Origin of the sequence: Vibrio sp. 661 (assembly GCF_033339315.1) — a bacterium.
In the GTDB taxonomy this organism is placed as follows: domain Bacteria; phylum Pseudomonadota; class Gammaproteobacteria; order Enterobacterales; family Vibrionaceae; genus Vibrio; species Vibrio alginolyticus.
In genome coordinates this window covers 642,004-662,901 of sequence record NZ_JAWOUJ010000002.1, presented here as the reverse complement: position 1 = coordinate 662,901, position 20,898 = coordinate 642,004, and the positions used below count along the sequence as shown (strand labels likewise).

Here is a 20,898-nt window from a genome sequence, read left to right as displayed (position 1 = left end):
CGGTTTTTTACGCAAAGTTAAACACGTATTTATCCATCATATTCACCATGCGGCCAATCTCTGGCTTGGTAATCGTATCATTTGCGCCAAGAGATAGTGCTTTCGCTCGGTTATCCTCACTCATCAATGACGAGAACATAATGATCGGCATTTCATGAAACGCTTCGGTATCTCGTAGTCTCTTCACTAAGTGCATACCATCCATTCGAGGCATTTCTACGTCCGTAACCACCGCATCTAATAGCTCTTTAACTGGCAAGTTTTCTTCTTTCGCAACCTCGATCAAGCTCATCAACTTCTCATGCGCCTCACCACCGTCTTTACATGTGATCACATTGTAGCCTGAAGAAGCTAATGTATCTTGGATCAAAGAGCGAATAAATGCTGAGTCATCCACCACCATGATCGTTTTAGCATTACGCTTACCGACCATTCTCTGGTTGAGATCCACCGACTTGTCCCCTTTCACATCGTATTTTTCCATACTCAATTCTGGGTTGATGTCTGCGATGATTTTTTCAAAGTCGAGAATCATGATCAGGTTGCCTTCTTTACGGACAACGGCTACTACACAATCTTGTTCGCCCGCTTCCAAAAACTGACTTGGTGATTCCACATCATTCCAAGAGATGCGATGAATACGCGAAATGCTGTCAATTAAGAAGCCGTTGGTCATTTTGTTGAAATCCGTAACGATTACAAACTTGCGCTCCAGATCTTGTCGTGTTGGTACACCTAACCAACCAGCTAAATCCACTAAAGGCGTCAGTACATCTCTGGATGAGAACACACCAATCATATGAGGTTGTGCGTTTGGATAATCGGTTGTTTCTGGCACGCGAATCACTTCTCGTACTTTCGCAACGTTAATGCCGTAATAACAAGTTTTTGTGCTGCCATCTGGCAATGTTTTTTCTAAATGAAACTCGATGATTTCAAGCTCATTGGTACCACTTTCTGTCAAAATGGTGCTGGTTACGTTACTCATAAAGCCAATTATCCAACCAAAAATACGCATCAGAAAAAGTTTGATGCAAACGCCATGAGAAGCCATTCTCTGGCTAAAAATCCAAAAGTCCTTTTTAGTCGTTACAACAAAATTTGTAAACCATCAAAAGGACGGCTAACGCACATTTCCATACCAAACCATGTAAAATTGTCTCATTTTTGAACACGAAATTATGAGTGGCCAAAGTGCGAATTAACACCTCCACTTTTAGCGGCCGAGTCAATGAAAAGTTTAGAAATAATTTGAAGTGATGTTCAGCGTCAATAGCCAAACCTATCCAACAGATATCAGTGCAAAGTTGGCTAGCGTGCTCATGCCTGGTGTAGAACAAGCTCTCTTCAAGTGGCATGGTATAAAACTGCGCTTGTGAACACGGGTTTAAATCGAAGCGCTAGAGGCATCGCAAGAAAATCTGAAGGCATAGAACACTGAAAGAACACTTTCAGTTTGTTAGTTTTCTGTCAGCGTAAGTTTTAAGCAATCATCCTATCACTAGGTATTTCAATACCTGACATCGCTATTCCCATAATCAAGACACTGATTTTCACTTTTGGAAAGAGTCATTTTCCTTCCTCTTAGCAAGGTTTTTCCTACAATCTTATTCATCCAATTGCGCTGTCGCCTGACAGCACACTAGTTGATGTATTAGGTGAGGTTAACTTTGAATAATGTTCTTATTATCGACGCTCAACCATTGTATAGCGAAGCACTTGCTTCTCTAGTTGAATCTGTAATCAACGCAGCTGAAGTGATTCAAACCACTGACAGTGCGGAAGTGATGGATCTTGTTCGAGGCCAAAAGATTGATTTGATTATTCTAGACGTAGTGCTTGGCGATCGCGATGGTATGCGTTTAGCCAAAAACATTTTAGCGACGGGATATCGTGGCCGACTGTTATTTGTTTCTTCACGCGACTACTCGAGTCTTTCTAAAGCAGCGTACGAAATGGGTGCAAACGGCTTCTTAAGCAAACATGAAACAAGAGAGACCATTATCGACGCAATTGTGAGTGTTTCACGCGGTTACTCAATGTTTAAGTCGACTCACACACCATCGTCGGGTAACGTAACACTCTCAAATCGCGAAGCCATGGTGTTCCATTATCTTGTACAAGGCTACTCAAATAAGAAGATTTCTGAACAACTTTCACTCAGCGCTAAAACAATCAGCACCTACAAAACGCGTATTCTGAAAAAGTACCATGCGGACACGTTGATTGAACTTCTGCATACTATTCCTCAGTCAGAAAACATTGAGTTTTGCCGCTAAGCGCTCATGTATTTTGCAATAGCACCGATTAACAACTGGTGCATTGCATCATGTCTTAAGCTTTGCTTCACCTGTACAACCACTTTTGGCCAGCCATCTGGGTAAAAATGCTCTGGCACTCTTATAAATTTATATCCATCAATTGGCGCCTGATATTCAAGTAACACGGTTGCGGCGCTTTTTTGCTTAATTAGCTTCAATACGCTGCTTACGTTGTCTAGAGCCGCAATACGGTTGATGACCATACCGTGGCTTTCCATTGCACGCTTAACGAGCTGCTCTTTCTCTTTCCAACCGATAATCTCTAACATGATAAAGGGAAGTTTGGCCGCTTCTTCCAGAGTGGTAATTCCCAGCTCTTCAGGGACAACTACCACAGCAGGCGCATAGCCGATGAACTTCTGATAAACAGATTTCGGAACATCCTCGTTGAAGTAATGTAATTGCGCATCCACTTTGCCTAGGATTATCTCTTCTATCGTATACTCTGTAATCGTTGCTATCGAAATGTGCGCCTTGGGAAACAGCGCCATTAAATCCATTGCAAGTAAATGCCCAAATGAGTATTGAGCGGTTTGCGGTAAACAAATGGTGATGTCTTTTTCGTAATTTTCCGGTTCAAACTCATCTCTAATTAGACAAGTTTCAAGCTTCTCGAGTGCATCGGAAATTTTAGGTAATTGACGTTTTAAATAGTCCGTTGGTTCCATGTGATGAGGATGCCGAATAAACAATTCATCGTTTAGCTGGAGTCGCAATCGGGCAAGGTATTTGCTAATTGACGCTTCACTCTTCCCCATCGCTTTAGCAACGGGTTTGAGCTGACGGTGCTTATCCAGTAAGACAAGTATTTTAAGTAAGTTTAAGTCGAGATCTTTGTTCACGTGCGACACCAGATGTAAGGTCGAGAATAAATAGAGCAATCACTATTTGTTGACTGCTCTAATATAAAAGACCAGTCATTCTGTTTGGTCAAATTAATCAAACAGTTATGTCATGGTTATGTTCCGTAACTTAACATTGAGTCAATACTAGCGCTGCTTAATGGGACTTTTGTCTGTGTTTTTTCATCTCATAGAGATCTTCATCTGCACGTACAATAACGTCCTGAAGCGTTTCGTGTAATGCATTCGCCGCGATACCAGTACTCACACTAACTTCGATATCCAAGGTCTTTAGTCGGTTATCTTTAACGACACTACGAAGCTTCTTCGCCAATATTGAAGATTGACTGATACTGCAACCCGGCAGAATCGCAACAAACTCATCACCACCAGTTCGAACTAGATAATCACTATTTCGAAACACTTTAGACATAGCATCAGCAATAATTCCAATAACTTCGTCCCCTACATGGTGACCGTAATGGTCATTGATTCGCTTGATCCTATCGCCATCTATTGCAATGACGGAATATGGCGCGGTTTCCAAACGACGTTTGAATTCGCTATCTTGAAAGACTCTGCGGTTAAACAATCCCGTTAAATCATCTTTCGTCACGTTCGTCAGTGCTTTCGCGAGGCGAAGTTTGCTCTCTTTAGATTCATAAGCTTTGTTGTAATACGCTAAAGTTACGAAAAAGAAGATGATAAACAAGAACACGTAATCCAGTACAATTTTACTGAATGGGTACATGTAAACAATGAGATTGTTGTTGTCTGCGACATATGATTGGGTGTACGCGAATGATGGAAAGGGGTAGCCAGCGAAGTAAATCACCATTTGCTTGTTCCCATTCGCAATTTGAACATCCACCGCTTTCCCATCATTATAAAGCGGCGAGAGGTACAATTGTTCCGAAAACTCTCCCACTAACTCACCTTGAAAGTAAACCGGACTCATGATGCTTATCGCCATGTCATCGGAGTATGTCGTTTTAAATGGTAGGGAAAACAATACCCGGTCCGTTAGTTGCTCTTTCCACGCGGCTAACACACAAGAATAGTTACTTTTACACCAATCAACATCAAATGTGGCTTTCACTCCCTCTAGCGCTTCAATCGGTCTCTCTAAGATGAGTTTGTTTCCAGTATAAGAACGAAAATACATAACGGCATTTTGTCGATTGAACGCATTTGATAAATACGCTTCAGCCTGATGAAGCGATTTCCGTGCAACAGCTTCAACGTAATTAAGTTTTTCATAACGTGACAGGGAGTAAATCGCATCTTGAAAGCTCAGCTCTGTTTGCGCTTCTACTTCACTCACGCTCATGCCTTTGTATTGCTCGAGCTGCGCTTCCGTCAATAGCCCCATGAGAATTACTTTTTGTTTTATTTTGGCTAAATTATTCGCGTAAGTGTTGAACTGCTTTACTTCATAAGAAATTAACACCGCACCAATCATTGTGACAGAAGTGACGAATAGTAATGTTGCGATGAAAAGAGACAACGCGATACTTTTAAGTGTCATGATGCGGTCTTACGCCCCCGCCACTCTTGTTAGCTCAACAATGTTCTTTACGTTAAATTTATCCAATAGACGACGTTTGTATGTGCTGACTGTTTTGTCACTTATTGATAGCACTGAAGCGATTTCTCGATTGGACTTTCCTTGTAATAAATACTTCATTACTGCGCTTTCTCTGCTTGAAAGTTGTGGCATTTCTCGAACGCTATTAACAACTTGCTTAAATTTGAAGAAGGTATACCCCTTCTCTACCGCTTCTATCGCGTCTTTAAGAATGTCGTGATTTTCCGATTTACACACATAGCCATCAGCGCCAGAACGAAAAGCCATTTGGCTGTACATTTGGCTAGTTTCAGCGGAGAAGAAAATGACTTTGCCTTCATAACCATGGGATTTGATACGTTTGTAGAAATCAAACCCATCGCAATCTGCCAAGTTCACATCTAAGATCAACAGTTGAATTTCTTCCTTTTTCAATATTTGTAATGCCATCTTCGCTGATGTTGCAGTAAATACCCCATTTGTTTTACCTAACTCTTCCAGCAACGACTTGATTGCAACACAAACGAGAGGATGATCGTCAAAGATCAAGTAATTCAATTTATTCATATCTTTCATTTAGTATGGTTATGGCTTCTAGTGGCATGGGTTTATCAATGTAGAAGCCTTGGCAAAGATCAATGCCATACTCACGTATCGCTTGCAGTGTGACTTCGTCTTCAATACCTTCCGCGACCAGTCGTATATTCAAACTTTTCGCTAACGCGCAAATAGCAACAACGATGTTGCGTTTTTTGATATCGCATTCGACACCTTGTACAAACGAACGATCGATTTTTAACTCGTTGAATGGCAGTTGAGCCAGTTTTTCAAACGTCGATGACCCCGTGCCAAAATCATCTATTGAGACAGTGACACCGTTCATCCTCAACTTGAGTAAATTCTTGTACAGGGACGCGCTAGTCTGAAATGTATCTCGCTCTGTAATTTCAATGGTGATTTGTGATGGGTCAATCTCGCTCTCTAAACATTGCTGTAAAAAGTAATGAGAGAACGCCGTATCTTCTAAATTTTCATGGTCTACATTGATGGATACGTTTTGCGTCAATCCGCGGTGTTTCATGTCATAGATAACATTACTCAATACAGCTTGAAACAACTCTCCAGAAAGGCGGCAACGCTCTACAATTGGCAAAAAATAATGAGGGGGTAACACACCATAAATAGGATGATTCCAACGCGCGAGCGCTTCATACCCAAGCACTTCCCCACTTTGCACATCGACTAAAGGCTGGTAATAATTTTTCACGCGCCCTTCAGCCAGAGCAAACAGGAATTCTTGATCTTCCACTTCAATAGGTTGCGCAAAGCTGACTTGTTTCGCTTTTTCATCTTTTATTTTACCCAACAAATCAACGACTTCATTTTCATCGTATGGCTTAGGCAGCTTCCCTAATACTTCAAAACTAAATCCCTCGCACATGGCTCTTACCGCAGAAATAATGGTCAATTCCATTGCACTGACCAGTACAACTTGCCCCTGGTACTGGACTTTATCGAGCATTTCCATCATATCGATGCCGTCTTTTCCGGGCATTTGGATATCACAAAAAATCACGTCAAAATATTGTTCCTGCACACTCTGAATAGCGGCATCCACACAGTTAAAAGGGATGACTTGCGCGCAATAGCGTTCCAATATTTGCGTAAGTATTGTGGTTTGTAGCGGATGGTCATCAATCACCATCACATTAAATTGTGTATTCATTTGTCTCTACCCAATAGTTTATGTTTTCGATCTCCTGCTCGATTCGTAAAATTAGCTCCGCTGTTCGCCTGTCAAACTCCGCAGCAGTAACTCGTTCTGCCTCAATACAAAGCTCAGCCAGCATGCTTACCCCTATCGTCCCAACCGCTCCTTTGATGCCATGAATGACCCGTTTTTTGTCTCGCTCAGTCGATGCGGCGTTTAAGTTTTTTATATCTGTAGACATTGATTGACTAAACACGCGCGCAATCTCTTTTGCGTCCTGTGCTTTGAACCGTTTAATCCAGCCGGGCAGCCTCCCCCTCTCTTTTTCGCCAATAAATGGAACCAAAACGGTTTTTAATTGATTAAGGTCATAGGGCTTGTAGAGCACGTCATCAATGCCGATATCTTGTGTACGTTCAATGGCAAGACGAGCATCTTCTGCTGTCACACCGATGATTGGAATTGCTTTAAATTCGGAGCTTTTCACGTACCTAACAAGCTCATAGCCATCCATTTCTGGCATATGAAAATCGGTCAGCAGCAACACAACGCTTTCATCTTGGTTGATGTATTCCCATGCTTCGCGGCCGTTGTTCACAATGACAGGTTCGATTCCAAGTTCATGAAGCTGCATTGCTATCACACTTTGGTTAATGGGATTATCTTCTGCGACCAGTACCGTGCCGAGAACCCAAGAAACCACTTCTTGATTTACGTCACTAAGCTTGGTTTCTTGCTGCGTTTGGCTGAGCAAATTGAACAATGTATCTGGATATTGAATCTCTCTTAGCGTAAGACTGCCAAGTACCCTTTGTTCGTCACGCAGCATTAGGCCATTAAAACTGGCATCGCTGTCGTGTATAGGGTGAAGGTTCGCCACCATTGTTTTTAACGTCGCTGGACGCATTTTCCACGCGTCACACCACTGGCGAATATTAAGTGGTAAGCTCTCGCTATACGTCCAGTTCAAACAAACGTCTGGCTCAGAGTCGCAATGCTCAATTGGCAGTCTGACAGTAATCGTCGTGCCCAAGCCAAATTGTGAATCGATGCAGAGCACGCCGCTCATGCAGTCGATCAATCGGTCAACAATGCTTAGCCCCAATCCAGTACCGCCATATTTACGCGTAATAGTGTCATCCGCTTGAACAAAAGGATTGAGAATGCCTTCGAGTTGGTCATCCGTCATGCCGATACCTGAATCCGCCACTTTCAAAATAAGCTGCTTTTCATGAAGAATGACACTGATTCCAACTTCTCCTTCGGCAGTGAACTTCACCGCATTGGAAAGTAGATTGGTGGTAATTTGCACCAATCGCAGCGCGTCGATTTCAATGAAAGCATTCGAAAATGGTTTGATTGTCACTTTGTAATCCAAACCTTTCGCGAGCGCTCGTGGTTCAAAGCTTCGAAACACATCGCACAAGGTTTTAAGCAAGTCGGTCTTAACTGGGGCGACGGTTAAGTGCCCTGCCTCTAACTTTGAATAATCCAGTACTTCGTCTACTAACGTATTCAAATGATTGAGCGAGCGTATGGCTTGGGCAATTAACTCGCGATTTGAATCTGCCGTCACTTGGCGATTTAGCAAATCGAGGATGCCGTGTGCTGCCGACAATGGCGTTCTTAATTCGTGACTCATGGTTGCCAAAAAGTTTTCGCGCGCACGTACCGCGGTTTGCGCTTCTTTTTGCGCATCGATTAACGCCTGCTCACGTTCTTTTTGCTGGGTAATATCTTGAATAACAGTCAGTACAAACTTGTTCTTACCGCTAGGAGAAGCGATGACTTTGCGTTCTCGATATACATGTTTAATATCAAGTTCACAGCCCGACGAGGCAACCTCTTCTGAAATACGCTTTCCAGCAATAACAGTGGTCAGTTCATCAAAATTATTCACCAGAGGAACGTGCGCAGAATCACTTTTCAAACTACATTGTTGGCACTGTTTACTGTTGTAGTTCGCACAATTGCTCATCTCCATATGGTTATTTTCACTATGGATAAAAACCAAGCTATTGATCTCTTTGATGATGTCCATCAGCCATTGCTTTTCCGCTTCCTCATTGTCAGCATTAAATTCGGCTAACCTCACTTTAAGTCGCATGTGAGATAAGATGAAATACGCCGCAATCAACATGAGACAGAATATGAATGAACCAGCAACAACAAATGTAGCGATCTGCTCCGCGTCATAGCCATAAGTCAGTTTGAAGCTTCGGTGAGAACGCAGCAGTTTTTCGATCTCGTTAGAATCAATGGTTTCGATGATGCTGTTCAACATGTGTTGCAGTTGTGTATTGTGGTTTGCAACCGCAAATGCATTAGAGATCGTCAAAACGTCCTCCGCATTGATCACCAAGTCATCGACTTGATCTTGTGCAATCATGTTGTGAACGATGTCGTCAGGAATATAAGCCACATCCAAAACGCCCGATTTCAAATCGGTAAGCAGCTTCTTCAAATCATTATAATGATCAACTTGGCCTTGCTGCAAAGTGCCCAAATGAACTAACCCTTGCTTTTTCAAAGTGAGCAGAATACCCGCTTCTTTCAGTGCAGATTTATCGCGCTTGCTCTGCTCCGCTTGGATAGCCACGTAATTACTGTGCATGAATGGTTTAGTGAACAACCAATCTGACTTAGGTAGCTCACCCACATAAGAAACGGGGACTATATCGGCATCAAATGCCGTTAATCCATTAGAAAGGCTCGACGTCGGTTTCACATACTTAAAGCTCAAGCCAGTACGAGACTGCAATAAGTCGATGAAGTCTGGAAAGAAACCGTCTAGCTCGCCCGTTTGCGAATCTCGGTATAGAAACGGATAAGCTTCGTCACTGCTGCTGTAAGTTATCACTAGTTTGTTTTGATGATTACGTCGGTAATCTACCAATAACTTATCACTGATATGGTAAGGATTTTTCGAGGCGACGGAGCGAATGTTTTTTCCATTTTGCTCCCACTGAAGGATTTTGTTGATGTCATCGATCAGACTCTGTTTGTCCAACGAAGCGATAAAACTCACCTCTTCGTTTTTCAACCAACTGGGAATATCGACAACCCCTTTTACAATGTCATTCAAATCCAAATATTGGGTAATACCAACGTAAGTGTAAATCAGCGCGTTCGCTTTACCTCGCTTAACTTCATTAAACGCCTCTAAACGTGTTTTAACGTAATGTATCTTATCGATACCGCGTTCAGTGAGGTTGTCACAATACACACTGCCCTCAACACACACCCATTTAAGATCACGCGCATCACTATCTCGGTAAGTGGCATTCCGATACCAAACAGCGATAGTGCTCGAAAAGAAAGGCATCGAAAACAAGAAACGCTTTTCTCTTGCTGCTGTTTTACTAAATCCAACCGCACCATCAATCTTCTTGCTTTCGACATCCGCAAGTAAAGACGGAATATGCTTGTAAGTCCGAAGTTCTAACTCATAATCCAAAGCTTTAGTAATGTTAGACAAATACTCAAGACTAATTCCGTACGAAGGACCAACGCTACCGTCAAACGAGTCTTTAGCTTCGTCTTGCGCAATAACACCAACGATGACCTTCGGTTTAGGACTCTGTTTGGCAGTTGAGCAAAAAGAACTCGCTAAAAAAATTAAGGCGACGGACGATACCGTAATACTTCTAAGAATACTGAGCATGACTGCTTCCTCTGAATGGAAGCTCAGACTAGTTTTTGTCAGATAAAAGTCAAACTTCGCTCAATAGCGAAATAAAAATAAAGCTTTGATATAAAATCAAAAAACCAAAATCCGTCAGAACAATCTGACAACACAATCCACCTTTGACTACACAGCGTTTGCGTTCGGTCTCTCACCCAGACGGATATTCACTGCGAGTCGGTATATATAAGAGATGTGTGCTTTTAGGTTTGCACGCCATAGCTTTTTACTTTCATCTTGAATGATTCATCATCATTCCATGATAAACTGACGTATTAACATGAAAGAAAGCTCAACTCCGCGGTTTCGAGCAGCTTGAAGTAAACACAGTTTTAGAAAATGCGTTCTAGTATTGTATTACTCAAGATTCACATTGCTACTTTACAACCGCTGGAGCATTAGAAAAATTAAGGTATTAAATTCAAATGGTTAATAACTCAATCCAGTGGTTTCCTGGCCACATGCACAAAGCACGTAAAGAGATCGAAGAAGCAATCCCTCAAGTGGATGTGATCATCGAAGTACTGGATGCTCGTATTCCTTTCAGTAGTGAAAACCCTTTGATTTCTCAAATCCGTGGTGACAAACCTGTCGTTAAAGTTTTGAACAAACGTGATTTGGCCGATCCAGAATTAACTCAACTGTGGATTGAGCACTTGGAACAAGAGCAACATGTAAAAGCAATGGCGATCACGACTTCTGAACCACAAGAAGTGCATCGAATCATGGAGCTTTGCCGCAAACTTGCCCCACACCGAGAAGAAATTGGTAAAAACATTCGCACCATGATCATGGGCATCCCAAACGTTGGAAAGTCGACGATCATTAACACCCTCGCAGGTCGAACAATCGCTGTAACAGGTAACCAACCCGCGGTTACACGTCGTCAACAACGTATCAATCTGCAAAATGGCATCGTATTATCTGATACTCCAGGAATTTTATGGCCAAAAGTGGAAAATCCACACAGTGGCTTCCGCCTTGCGGCTACTGGCGCGGTAAAAGATACAGCGATGGAATATGACGAAGTCGCATTCTATACCATTGAATACCTAGCAGCTCATTATGCAGATAAGCTTAAAGAGCGTTATCAAATTGAAGAGCTTCCAGAATCAGATATCGAGATCATGGAAGAAATTGGTCGTCGCCGCGGTGCACTACGTGCAGGTGGACGTGTTGACTTGCACAAAGTATCAGAGATCTTATTGCACGAACTTCGTCAAGGCACTTTGGGCCAAATTACATTAGAACGCCCAGAAATGATCACTCAAGAGCTGATTGAAGTCGAGATTGAAACCGCCCGTAAAGAAGAAGAGAAAGCGAAGCGTAAAGAAGAGCGTCGTAAGCGCTATTTACGTAATAAGCGATAAGCTTGTCTCTTATCTACTCATGTTTCAAGGCGCGATTTTCGCGCCTTTTTTGTTATCTAATGCGCCCATTTTTTTCACTTTTCAAACTTTATATTCCTCATCCAAAATCCCAGATATGAAGCACGAAAAAACACCGCAAAATCGCCGTATAAACTTTAAGCACAAACTAGTTTAGACCCCGGGCCCCTATAGAGTTACAGCCACCATCCAACCCTCAAATGTCGAGTTTGCAAGGGTCTGCAAACTTATGCAACCTGGTTAGTGACACTCTCCCCAAAATCCGCAATATGAATAAGTGTCAGCGCTGGCGTTTTTCCATATGAAGAAGAGATTTATTATGAGTGAAACTATACAAAGCAAACCACTTCCCTCCTTTATCGAGGAACGCCTAGATTTTTATATTCAAGATCTAATCGAACCGAATGAGAACAAAAAACACCTTGTTCTTGGTAAACGCCCACCGTGTAATGCCGTTGTCCTGCAAAGCAATGATTACCTTGCACTGTCTCATAACAAGGAGATTCAAAACGCGCATCGTGATGCGATTTCCCAGCACGATGACAACGTCGTGATGTCCGCGATTTTCTTACAAGATGATGAATCGAAACCTGCATTTGAAACGCAACTAGCCAGTTTCGTTGGTATGCCTAGTTGTCTACTTTCTCAATCTGGTTGGGCTGCGAATGTCGGTTTATTGCAGACTATTTGTGCACCGAACATACCTGTGTACATTGATTTCTTTGCACATATGTCTTTGTGGGAAGGCGCACGTATTGCCGGAGCACAAATTCATCCGTTCATGCATAACAACACCAGTCACCTAAGAAAACAGATTTCACGTCACGGTTCAGGGATCATTGTTGTGGATTCGGTTTACAGCACTATCGGGACCATCGCTCCTCTACGTGATATCTACGAAATAGCACAGGAGTTTGACTGCGGCCTGGTTGTAGATGAATCACACTCTTTAGGTACACACGGTCCACAAGGTGCGGGGATACTGCAGGGTCTTGGCTTAACTCATAAGGTAGATTTTATTACCGTTAGTCTTGCCAAGACATTTGCTTATCGTGCTGGCGCGATTTTAGGCCCAGAAAAACTGGCGAAGACGCTTCCATTTGTGGCGTACCCTGCAATATTTAGTTCTACCGTATTACCGCAAGAGATCATTCGGCTAGAGAAAACACTGGACGTCATAAGAAAATCAGATGATAAGCGAGATATTCTGTTTGAAAGAGCCAAGTCTTTAGCCGTTGGTTTAAAACGCATTGGATTTACTATTCGCAGTGAATCACAAATTATCGCATTAGAATGCGGCAACGAGAGAAACACTGAGCGAGTCCGCGACTTTCTCGAAGAGCGAAATGTTTACGGCGCAGTGTTTTGCCGCCCTGCAACTGGAAGGAACAAAAACATCATCCGTTTTTCAGTCAATGCAGACATGACAGCTGCTGAAGTTGATCATGTACTCACTGTCTGCCAACAAGCATTTGCACACCCTGACTTAGAGTTTGTGTAAGTTAGTGTGTAGATAAAACTAAAGAGCTCAACAGTTTTGCTGAGCTCTTTATTCGTGTTATTCGTTGTGAGCAACTCGCCTCAAGAAAACAAGTCGCGAATGATTAGATCCAGTTTGCGATTTTATCGAACAAACGATTTTTATCCGCCGGTTTTACGATGAAGTCAGACATACCCGAAGACCCAATTTTGTCCAACGTGACAGGTGAACTATCCCCTGTATGCGCAATAATAGGTACCGACGCATAGTTTTTATCCGAGCTTCGAATTCGCCTAGACGCTTCTACACCATCCATAATTGGCATTTCGATATCCATCAGAATGAGATCAACATCTTCTTGCTCTAGTGTATCCAGAGCCTGCTGCCCGTCTTCTTTCTGAATCACTTCAAAGCCTTGCTTTTCAAGTAACATTGCCGTGAATTTACGCAAAGATTCATTATCATCCACGACCATAATTGTGCGCTTATTTGAATTATCTAACGTCACCGAGGCCGTTGGTGTCGATACATAGCTTGAATCATATAAGAGACGCTCAATAGTTGGTTTAGTATTCAATAACCAGGCTTGCGTTTCGATCCAAATAGGTTCATATGCAGCCTTACGTGCTATCTGAGTCGGATGATGCTCAAAAAGATAAACTATGCGTGCTTCAGTGAAAGACAAGAGAGATTCTAATCTATCCAATTGGTTTGCTCTTGGATCTAAGCTCTCAAGATCGATAAAAATCATATCGAATTCGAACTCGTACTCTTTCTTTTTGAGTACTTGGTTGACATCTAAAATTGTCGAGTCAAAGCCCATAAAACGGCTAATATCTGTTACTTTAGACACCAAGATATCTTGGCTAGTCACCGTTAGAATGGTTTTGAGTTTAGTCAGATCGTTTTTGATTTCAGTAACGGTATCAGATGTCGTTAGTGGGAAAGTTAACGTAAATTGAGACCACTCCCCTAACTGAGATTGACACTCAATGTTCCCCCCAAATGAACGCATGACTTTTTTACAAAACGGTAGGCCCAAACCATAACTTCCTGATTTGCCGGTGGTGTAAAAGTCTTGAAAGATATTGCGTAGAACATCAGGAGCAATACCAGCACCATTATCGGTTACAACAATTTGATTAAAGCGTTCTGAACTTATCATGGATACATGTATGTGAAAATCTTCAGATTTACGGTGATGGAAGGCATTCTTGAAAAGATTATACATAACGTATTTAAGCAGCGTATCACTACCTAGAAACTCAAACTCACTTCTCGCATCCAACGATATGGCAAATCGATCAGTGGCACGTTTGTAACTGAAGCTTTCAATTGCCTGTTCAACGACCGAGTGAGCTGAATATTTTTTGAAGCTAGAACGAGAAACTCGATTTTCATCAATCGAAGTCAGCAATAAATCGATGGTTTCATTACCCGATTGGATAATGTTCATTGCATCCTGACTCACTTCACGTAATAAGGTGACATCTTCTACACTCATGACGTACTGCTCTTTTCCTGCCTCTTTCATGTTGGGCAAGATCGACTGGATAACATCTATTGAAGTGCAAAGCCCACTCAACGGGTTACGCATTTCATGTGCAATCCCTGCCCCGAATGATTTTGCCAGCGAGACTTTCGCTTCATGTTCAACTTGGTTACGAAAATAGAACAAATTACCGAAGACATAAATAAACAGAAAGATTGGCACATGAGTCCAATCCATGGTCAAGTCAAGATGGAACCCTTTTGCAACCCAAGCGAAGAATGTTGCTAAACCTATCCCAGCAAAGGTTTGAGCAAACATGACCCTAGTAACATGAACCAGTAAAATGTGTAAGAAAATTGCAGACATAAACGACATAACCCATACATTGGACCAGTCATTCATCAGTAACATATAAAAAAAGAAAAACGGTAAGCACAGCGTTATCGTCACTTGGTAGTAAATAGGAACATAATCTCTCCAAGTCGATGATAAGCGGTTTCTAAAAATGATGCCGAAAAACAATAACGAGCAAAACAATCTAAGAGGTAAATTTTCATAAGCCTGTGGAAAGGCAAACTCCCAGACAAAGTAGTACAGCGGAAAGCCAAGAAACCCCATCCAGCCAACGAGAGTTAGGTTTGGTTCTGCATATTGATAAACCTTACGTATCGAGTCCATATAATCTGTTTTGCTTACTCCGCCTGACGCACAACAATGTGATTTTGATTCACTTTTATCATTTTATTATTAACTAATTATATATTAATCATCATTTATAAGCAGCGCGAAATGACGTAAACAGCTCGCAATACTTATCTTTAGTTTCAATCTTTTAAGACAGCTGCACTTGATTTACAACCAAATAAACAAAGTTGCATATAGTTTAGTGTAATTTTGCGATAATCGCTCTGTATCCAATTGGATGTTAATCTCATTTTGTGCAAGAAACTTAAGTCGCGCCTTTGGCACGACTTTCCAACGATTCAAAAACAGTACTCACCGCATATAGCGTGGTGAAGAACAATTGGCTTGGGATGTGTTATGAATTCTGTCCAGATAAAAAATGTCATTTTTGATGTAGGTAATGTATTGGTACGCTGGTCTCCAGTAGAAATCGTTCGCTTAACATTTGGTGGTTCCGTAGAGTCAGAGAAAATGGCTCAGATGCTATTTTCATCACAAATCTGGAAAGATTTAAATAAAGGGACGATCTCCGAAAGGGAAGCAAAACAGCGTTATCAACGTGAACACCAAGTAACGACGGAAGAAATGGGCCGCTTCTTTTATTATGTAAAACACACTCAAATATTACTTTACGGCAGTATAGAGCTGTTAAAACGAGTAAAAAGAGCCGGATATGGCGTATATGCGCTCACAGACAACATCAACGAAATTGTGGAACACCTTCGTACTACTTATGAGTTTTGGCCACTGTTTGATGGAGCAATCATCTCTTCTGAAGTTCAATTACTAAAACCACAAGCGGAGATCTACCAAACTCTACTTTCAAAGTATCAGCTTAACCCCGAAGAGACAGTATTTCTTGATGACATGCCTTACAATGTTGAAGGTGCCCGAGCAGTTGGCATGGCTGCTATTCAGTTTGAAAATGCTCAGCAATGTGAGCTCGAACTAAAAGCCATGGGGGTTAACTTCTAGAAAGCTTTTAATAAAAACATAACGTTAGGGTGCATAAACAAAAAAGAGCAGTGTTGAGACTGCTCTTATCTAATGTTTTAGAACGCTAGGTTAGGAGTAAATCACGTTTTCCTCAATCCCACTAACTAATGACTGGGCGTTCTTCCAACGGAATACTTTTTCTAACACCTCTTTGCCATCAGGTGCGCGCCAAGTTCGCTCTTGATCCTCTTGTCCACCAATGTGGCGATAGAATTCAATCGCAGAAATGTTTTGCGACACAACTTCTAAATAAAGACCTGTGTCTTTAAAGTACTGCTGTTGCCATTCTGCGACAGCAAGTAATAGCTGCTTACCAATACCACGACCACGGTAACTGTCATCAACATGCAATGCGTCAATAAAGGTTCCACGCTCGAAATCATGGTTGCCGAACACACAAACAAAGCCAAGTAGCAAACCTCCCTCCTCCGCCAAGACAATGTGCTGATTGAATGGTGGGTTGGTCAAACGGGTTTGCCAAATCAGTAGTTTGTCGTCAATCGCTTCTTTCTCAAGATAGTTATCACTAAGAATGCCACGGTAATGACGCTTCCAGCTATCCGCATGAAGATGCGCAATGCGCTCGTAGTCCTTATATTCCGCTAATCGTAAATCCATTACGTATTCCTATTTTCTTACATTTTTGCTTCTTTATAGAGTCTCGGTATATTCCACCTTTATAACACTTGTTTCTTGGCAGATTTTATACACCTTAAGCCAGAGCTCATTTTTTAATACTACTCATTATTCAATTAAAAGCAAAATATCCCATCAAGTTCCTTAATCTACACCCAAAGGAATAGTCACATTTGTCTAACTTTAATTTGACTTACATGTGTACGCTGATATTCTGGCGAACAGTTGTTAGCTCAAAGTTAGGGATACACCTGTGACTCAAAACAAACCACCTGTTATCTGGTTGAATACATTGATATTTTATGCCAGTTTTGTTCTGACTTTTATTGTAATGCCTTGGTATGCATATCATTTTGGACTGGGTTGGGAACATCTAATTTGGGGAGTGATTGCATTTAGTTTTACTAACCTTTCTATTACAGCAGGCTATCATCGTCTCTGGAGCCACAAAACGTACGAAGCTCATCCTATTTTGCGCGCCATTTTTGCGATTGGAGGAGCATTTTCTTTGCAAAATAGTGCATTACATTGGTCTTCTGATCATCGTGTGCATCACAAACATGTCGACAATAACGATAAAGATCCGTACTCAGCCAAGCGGGGTTTTTGGTATTCTCACATTGGGTGGATGTTACGTGATTACAATAAATCAAAGGAAAACGAATATACAAACTGCCGTGACCTAAAGCGCGACAAAATCGTCATGTGGCAGCATAAGTATTATGTTCCACTTGCCCTACTGACTAATATTGGTTTCCCAGTCATGCTCGGACTGATCTACGGTGATATCTGGGGGATGTTATTGGTCGTTGGTGCGGCTCGACTCTTTATGAGTCACCATACGACTTTTTTCATTAACTCCCTCGCACATATTTGGGGTAAGCAAACTTTCACAGACAAAAACACTGCTCGCGATAATGGTGTACTCGCCTTTTTCACATTTGGAGAGGGTTACCATAATTTCCATCATATTTTCGAGAATGACTATCGCAATGGCGTGTATTGGTGGCATTACGACCCAACGAAGTGGTTGATAAAGTCATGTTCTTGGCTAGGACTCACATCTAAGTTGCGCACAACGCCTACATTTAGAATTGAAAAGGCCCGTGCGAGTCAACTTTTGAAGAAAGCAAGAGAAAAGCTAGAATCGAAACCGAACACGCAAACGATCCTCGATCAGCTACAGCACGAGTTTGATACTCTAGTTCATCACATGCAGGAATACTACGAGATGCGCAAAGAAGTACTCGGTGCCAAAACTGCCAGTGTGGTAAAGAAATACGAATGTTCTGTAACGAAAATGAAGTACCAGCAAATTAAAGCAGAGTTCGAACGGCAGCAACGTAGTTGGAACCTTATGGTTCGTCGATACACATAGTTTATCCTCATTCTTACGATTACTTAGCTTCGCTTCGGCGAAGCTTTTTTGTTGTGAAGAGTGTTTTCCAATAATTGCTTACTGAGTAAAGTCTTTTTCCTATTGTGAATCAATTCACTCTTTATTCATTCACTTTCCTAGTCATATTTTCCTTCCTATAAATAGCTTCAAACCAGCACATAACACTTAGAAAACCAAATTCCAACAATACAATCTAACGAAATTATTTATTAAATTATTATTTGTCTCAGATCATGCAAGCCCCATATTTGTCTCGTGCCACAGCTAAGAATTCTGTAAATTCCTTGTCATAAACTGAAACAGTTTCTTTCTTTTTTACATAACATTCGGAGATCCCTATGTTAGAGCTCTTAATTGGCTTAGTGGTTACCATTGCGGTGGGTTACTTTATTGTCAAAGGCTATAAAGCTGCGGGCGTGTTACTGACAGCTGGTATTGCTTTACTTCTTATGACTGGCGTTTTGGGGCACGACGTGCTGCCGTCAAAAATCACCTCAACTGGTAACATGGTGACAGATGCGCTTGAATACGTGAAATACATGCTTCAATACCGCGGTGGCGGTCTTGGTATGCAAATCATGCTGCTTTGTGGTTTTGCGTCATACATGACTCATATCGGCGCGAACAACGTGGTAGTGAAACAGTTCTCTAAACCGCTTTCTGTCATCAAGTCTCCTTACGTCCTTTTGGTAGCGGCTTACATTGTGGCGTGTTTAATGTCTCTTGCGGTAAGTTCTGCAACAGGCCTTGGCGTACTATTAATGGCGACACTATTCCCTATGATGGTCGCGATGGGCATTTCTCGTCCAGCAGCCGTTGCAGTGTGTGCCTCTCCAGCGGCAATCATTCTTTCTCCTACTTCTGGTGATGTTGTTATCGCAGCAGAAAAGTCTGGTTTAGAGCTTGATGTGTTTGCGGTACAAACTGTGTTGCCTGTTTCTATTTGCGCAATCATCGTCATGGCAGCGGCAGCGTTCTTCTGGAACAAATACTTAGATAAGAAAGAAAATACACCAATGGAAAAAATTGATGTATCAGAGATCAAAGCTGACGCACCAGCGTTTTATGCAGCTCTTCCATTTCTACCTATCATCGGCGTTTTCCTATTCAACGGTCGTACCATTCCAGGACTTAGTCTAGACATCTACACTATTGTGGTTGGTTCGATTTTCCTTGGAGCTCTGATCCATTATGTTGTAAATAAGTTCGATGGTAAGAAATCACTAGAAGATTTAGATTCTTGCTACGCAGGCATGGCTGACGCGTTCAAAGGCGTTGTGATGCTTTTGGTTGCCGCTGGGGTTTTTGCACAAGGTCTGATGTCTATCGGTGCTATCGATAACCTACTTCATCTAGCAGATAATGCTGGTGCAGGCGGCGTTGCTTTAATGCTTATTCTAACTGCATTGACAGTTGCAGCAGCAATTGCAACGGGTTCGGGTAACGCGCCTTTCTATGCGTTCGTGGAGTTAGCACCATCTTTAGCTGCTAAAATGGGATTAAACCCTGCGTTCCTAATTATCCCGATGCTTCAAGCATCAAACCTAGGCCGTACTATCTCACCAGTATCTGGCGTAATCGTTGCGACATCAGGTATGGCAAACATCAGCCCGTTTGAGGTTGTAAAACGCACATCCGTTCCAGTTCTAGCAGGCCTTATCACGGTGATTATTGGTACTATTGTGCTTGTTCCAATGAGTGCCTAACGGTATTGCCACGATCAAACTAAAAGCAATATCCGAACAAAATTACGTTTAATTAAAAACGCCAGCAAATGTGCTGGCGTTTTTTTATTCTAATGTGATGATTTACGCTGACTTAAATCGGTCAGGAATCTTAGTGATGCTCTCTCTGTAGCTAAACCATAAGTAGGTAACGGCAAGCGAAAAGAATAAATATGAAAGTGCGAATACGATTGGAGACGTGATTAATTCCGCGGACATTCCCCACATCACACCGACTACGGTTATCGTCAACTTAGAAAGCATACCGCAAATGAGTAGGAATAAAGCAAGCTGTGGAAAGCGCGAGCTGCGAAATGCGAAGAAATAACAGCTACCTACAGCTAAAGAAGCAATAGATAAGCCCAACATAAATGAATGGATGTGGTCTGCTGATGCGATACCAGCGGATACCGAAGCCATGAGTAATAGGAACAGTTTCATAAGTCACCTCACAACAAATCTAAAAAGCATCCCTTCATAAATGAAAACTCATTTTTCACTATATTCTGCGCCTAAAATCAGCAATTACAAGTTACTTTTTTGCTCACTTAATGTACATAAAAGCTAATCAGCTTCAATTATTACAAAAGGTTAACAATTAAGAATTAAGAAACCCTTTGCATCTGATACTTACGACAGTCAGATGATAAGTTCGCCATTTTTGTTACAGATGGTTAACATGGAAACATTTAGAAATTTTTTATTTGAAATGTGAACTGTGCACTCAACAGCGTAAAACCTCTCTCTCTTGACTCATCATTCGTTATTAGTGAACAAAAAAATGTCACTTTTTTACAACGTTCTTACTACATACAAAACCATGAATTCACATCCACTTTTAATGTTGCAAATTATTTTATCAGTAACCGTAAAAAGAGATTCCAATCACATATTTATTGGTTATAATCCGCGCTCATTGCGTTAAACGTTGAAAAACGCAAACTAATTTTGAGAAAAAACATCTTTAAACCAA

The 20,898-nt window shown here is 41.6% G+C and carries 15 protein-coding genes; 6 read left to right on the top strand and 9 right to left on the bottom strand.

Annotated features, from left to right (window positions below; all coding sequences use genetic code 11):
* Nucleotides 1-7: 7 nt before the first annotated feature.
* Nucleotides 8-988: a chemotaxis protein gene (locus R7P69_RS07030; protein WP_025998672.1), complete on the bottom strand. Its 981-nt coding sequence runs from the start codon at nucleotides 986-988 to the stop codon at nucleotides 8-10.
* A gap of 682 nt (nucleotides 989-1,670) precedes the next feature.
* Here R7P69_RS07030 and R7P69_RS07025 point away from each other — a divergent pair.
* Complete coding sequence (locus R7P69_RS07025; RefSeq protein ID WP_017821556.1) at nucleotides 1,671-2,279, top strand: response regulator transcription factor; 609 nt, start codon at nucleotides 1,671-1,673, stop codon at nucleotides 2,277-2,279.
* Here R7P69_RS07025 and R7P69_RS07020 read toward each other — a convergent pair.
* The 5 genes from R7P69_RS07020 to R7P69_RS07000 form a co-directional block, all read right to left on the bottom strand.
* On the bottom strand, nucleotides 2,276-3,163 hold the full coding sequence (locus R7P69_RS07020; protein ID WP_017635345.1) for a LysR family transcriptional regulator: 888 nt from the start codon (nucleotides 3,161-3,163) through the stop codon (nucleotides 2,276-2,278). The two genes, R7P69_RS07025 and R7P69_RS07020, sit on opposite strands and share 4 nt — an antisense overlap.
* Before the next feature lie 157 nt (nucleotides 3,164-3,320).
* Entirely contained in the window at nucleotides 3,321-4,691 is a 1,371-nt protein-coding gene (locus R7P69_RS07015; RefSeq protein ID WP_238952687.1) for a GGDEF domain-containing protein, read from the bottom strand.
* Nucleotides 4,692-4,700: 9 nt separating this feature from the next.
* Entirely contained in the window at nucleotides 4,701-5,297 is a 597-nt protein-coding gene (locus R7P69_RS07010) for a response regulator transcription factor (RefSeq protein ID WP_017635347.1), read from the bottom strand.
* Nucleotides 5,290-6,456: an EAL domain-containing response regulator gene (locus R7P69_RS07005; RefSeq protein WP_054576033.1), complete on the bottom strand. Its 1,167-nt coding sequence runs from the start codon at nucleotides 6,454-6,456 to the stop codon at nucleotides 5,290-5,292. Before R7P69_RS07005 ends, R7P69_RS07010 begins: the two co-directional genes overlap by 8 nt.
* A complete protein-coding gene (locus R7P69_RS07000) occupies nucleotides 6,440-10,105 on the bottom strand; it encodes an ATP-binding protein (protein ID WP_318121539.1) in 3,666 nt (1,221 codons plus the stop codon). Before R7P69_RS07000 ends, R7P69_RS07005 begins: the two co-directional genes overlap by 17 nt.
* A 446-nt stretch (nucleotides 10,106-10,551) precedes the next feature.
* On the opposite strand from R7P69_RS07000, the gene ylqF reads away from it, so the two are divergent.
* Entirely contained in the window at nucleotides 10,552-11,496 is a 945-nt protein-coding gene (gene ylqF, locus R7P69_RS06995; protein WP_005376521.1) for a ribosome biogenesis GTPase YlqF, read from the top strand.
* A 337-nt stretch (nucleotides 11,497-11,833) separates the two neighbouring features.
* Nucleotides 11,834-13,015, top strand: coding sequence for an alpha-hydroxyketone-type quorum-sensing autoinducer synthase (gene cqsA / locus R7P69_RS06990; RefSeq protein WP_053349163.1), 1,182 nt, complete (start codon nucleotides 11,834-11,836; stop codon nucleotides 13,013-13,015).
* Nucleotides 13,016-13,118: 103 nt separating this feature from the next.
* On the opposite strand, the gene R7P69_RS06985 is transcribed toward cqsA, so the two are convergent.
* Entirely contained in the window at nucleotides 13,119-15,164 is a 2,046-nt protein-coding gene (locus tag R7P69_RS06985; RefSeq protein ID WP_238952689.1) for a response regulator, read from the bottom strand.
* A 363-nt stretch (nucleotides 15,165-15,527) separates the two neighbouring features.
* On the opposite strand from R7P69_RS06985, the gene R7P69_RS06980 reads away from it, so the two are divergent.
* Nucleotides 15,528-16,145: an HAD family hydrolase gene (locus tag R7P69_RS06980; RefSeq protein ID WP_025767847.1), complete on the top strand. Its 618-nt coding sequence runs from the start codon at nucleotides 15,528-15,530 to the stop codon at nucleotides 16,143-16,145.
* 90 nt (nucleotides 16,146-16,235) lie between these two features.
* On the opposite strand, the gene R7P69_RS06975 is transcribed toward R7P69_RS06980, so the two are convergent.
* Nucleotides 16,236-16,784: a GNAT family N-acetyltransferase gene (locus R7P69_RS06975; RefSeq protein ID WP_005376525.1), complete on the bottom strand. Its 549-nt coding sequence runs from the start codon at nucleotides 16,782-16,784 to the stop codon at nucleotides 16,236-16,238.
* Nucleotides 16,785-17,055: 271 nt separating this feature from the next.
* Here R7P69_RS06975 and R7P69_RS06970 point away from each other — a divergent pair, with 271 nt between their 5' ends.
* The gene (locus tag R7P69_RS06970; protein WP_238952690.1) at nucleotides 17,056-18,180 is read left to right on the top strand and encodes an acyl-CoA desaturase; all 1,125 of its coding nucleotides are present in this window, start codon (nucleotides 17,056-17,058) and stop codon (nucleotides 18,178-18,180) included.
* 359 nt (nucleotides 18,181-18,539) lie between these two features.
* Nucleotides 18,540-19,907, top strand: coding sequence for an anaerobic C4-dicarboxylate transporter DcuC (gene dcuC / locus R7P69_RS06965; RefSeq protein WP_053349164.1), 1,368 nt, complete (start codon nucleotides 18,540-18,542; stop codon nucleotides 19,905-19,907).
* A gap of 102 nt (nucleotides 19,908-20,009) precedes the next feature.
* On the opposite strand, the gene R7P69_RS06960 is transcribed toward dcuC, so the two are convergent.
* Nucleotides 20,010-20,366 (bottom strand): hypothetical protein, encoded by a 357-nt coding sequence (locus R7P69_RS06960; protein ID WP_005376535.1) that lies wholly within the window; start codon nucleotides 20,364-20,366, stop codon nucleotides 20,010-20,012.
* Nucleotides 20,367-20,898 lie beyond the last annotated feature (532 nt).